Origin of the sequence: Streptomyces kebangsaanensis (assembly GCF_001906585.1) — a bacterium.
Classification (GTDB): Bacteria; Actinomycetota; Actinomycetes; order Streptomycetales; family Streptomycetaceae; genus Streptomyces; species Streptomyces kebangsaanensis.
The window spans coordinates 1-2,034 of sequence record NZ_JUJA01000001.1; the positions used below are offsets into that span (position 1 = coordinate 1).

Genomic DNA, 2,034 nt, shown 5'->3' on the forward strand with positions numbered 1-2,034 from the left:
GCCCGGGACGGCACCGGGCTGCGGCTGCTGCGGGGCCGGGTCGGAGGCGCTCTCCTCCTCCAGGACCTCGCCGCCGAAGTTCTTCAGCAGCGCCTCGAGGCCGCCGTCGAAGCCCTGGCCGACGGCCGCGAACCGCCACACGTCCTTGAGGTAGAAGTCGCCCAGCATCACGGCCCGTTCGGTGGAGAACTCCGAACCGTTGAAGGCGTACCGGGCCACCTCCTCGCCGCCCGCCACGATGCGCAGGTACCCGGGGTCGATCTGCGACATCTGTCCGGCGCCGTCGATGGTCGCGGTGAACGACAGCTTCTGGATCCGCGGCGGGATCTTCTCCAGCGTGACCCGGAAGGACTCCGTGTCGCCCGCCTGGGGCCCCAGCATCTGGATGGATTCCTCGGGGGACTTCGGCTGGTTGAAGAAGACGAAGTACCGGTCGTCCGAGAGGCGTTCGTCCGCGTCCAGCCCGAAGCAGCTGATGTCGAAGGTCAGTCCGGGGGCCGAGATCTGCACGCCTACGTACAGATCCGTGCCCGCGGTCAGGTCACTGATCCTGGCCTTGTGGCCGCGCTGGAATTCCCTGGGCATGCGTAACGACCGTCCCCCATCCCGAGTGCGAGTACGTCGCGCCAGGCTAACGGCAAACTCCGACACCGGACGAAGTCGGTACAGACCCGGTACACAAACCCGGTCCAGTGGTATTTCACGCCCCGAGGCGGTGGTCACTCTCCGCGGGCGCCCGGCACCTGCGGCAGCCGTCCGGCGGCGACCACCCCTTCGAGGTAGCCCCGGGCCCGCTCGGTGCGCGGGTAGGCCTCCAGCAGCCGCCAGAAGTCCGGGCCGTGACCGGGGACGAGCAGATGGGCGAGCTCGTGCAGGAGGACGTAGTCGACGACGTACTCGGGCATCCCCTGCAGGCGGTGGGAGAGCCGGATGCTGCCCTCCGCCGGTGTGCACGAGCCCCAGCGTGTGTTCTGGTTGGTGACCCAGCGCACCGAGGCGGGCCGGGCCCGGCCGTCGAAGAACTGGGCCGACAGCCGCTCGGCCCGCTCGACGAGCTCCGCGTCGCCGAGCGTGCGCCGGCTCTCCTGGGCGGCCAGCTTGTCGAGCATGACGGTCACCCAGCGCCGCTCCTCCGCCTCGGACATCCGGGCGGGGATCAGCACGACGGTGCGATCGCCCTCGCGGTACGCGGAGACCGTCCGGCGGCGACGGGTGCTCCTGCGGACCTCGATCGCGCTCGTCGCCGGGCCGCTCGGCGGCGGGCTCGTCTTGCCGCGCTGTGGCATTCCGGCGCGGTGCGGTGGGTCGGCGGACACGCCCCGACGTTACCGGGTGTACGCACGAGAAGTCCCGGGTCCGGAACGGTCCCGTGCCGGTCCCTCACCCGGCGTCCTGTTTGTGCGACAAATACCCGGAGCCTGTGGACAACTTTCGGCACCGGCCGGCCGGAACGGGCATGCTGGCACTCACTTCGTTCTCCGGGCTACGGGGGCTCGCATGCATCCGATGGTGAAACCCGCGCTCAGGCGCGGCTGGCGTGATCTCAACACCGTGCAGTTCGGGATGACACCCGCGCACGCGCTGACACTGGGTCCGGTGGACACCGCGACGGGCGGTTTCCTGGACCTGCTCAACGGCACACGCGGACTGCCCCTCCTGCGCGAGGAGGGGCACCGCAGGGATCTGCCCGACGGCCAGGTGGACCGCCTCGTGGAGCGGCTGGCCCACGCGGGACTCCTCGACGACGCCCGGGGCGGCGGAGCGGCGGCGGACACGCTCCGGGAGAAGAAAGAGGTCATGGACCGGCTGGCGCCTGATCTCGCCTCCCTCTCCCTGGTCACGCGCGAGCCGGGCGAGGCGATCGGGCGTCTGGCGGCCAGACGTGGCCTGCGCGTGCAGGTCCGGGGCGCGGGCCGGGTGGGCGCTGTGCTGGCCGCGCTGCTGTCCGGCGCTGGGGTCGGCGAGGTCGACGTGCGCGACGGCGGCCGCGTGGAGCCGTGGGACGTCACCCCGGGCGGGCTGCCCGCCGAGGCC

At 71.6% G+C, this 2,034-nt stretch carries 3 protein-coding genes; 1 reads left to right on the forward strand and 2 read right to left on the reverse strand.

Annotated features, from left to right (window positions below; all coding sequences use genetic code 11):
• Together RH94_RS00005 and RH94_RS00010 are read right to left on the reverse strand one after the other, a co-directional pair.
• On the reverse strand, positions 1 to 585 hold a 585-nt coding region (locus tag RH94_RS00005), incomplete at its 3' end, for a TerD family protein (RefSeq protein WP_143203931.1).
• Positions 586 to 719: 134 nt separating this feature from the next.
• A complete protein-coding gene (locus tag RH94_RS00010; RefSeq protein ID WP_073945622.1) occupies positions 720 to 1,316 on the reverse strand; it encodes a M48 metallopeptidase family protein in 597 nt (198 codons plus the stop codon).
• Positions 1,317 to 1,497: 181 nt separating this feature from the next.
• Between RH94_RS00010 and RH94_RS00015 the strand changes: the two genes are divergently transcribed.
• A partial coding sequence (locus RH94_RS00015; RefSeq protein WP_234425409.1) for a ThiF family adenylyltransferase occupies positions 1,498 to 2,034 on the forward strand: 537 nt, incomplete at its 3' end.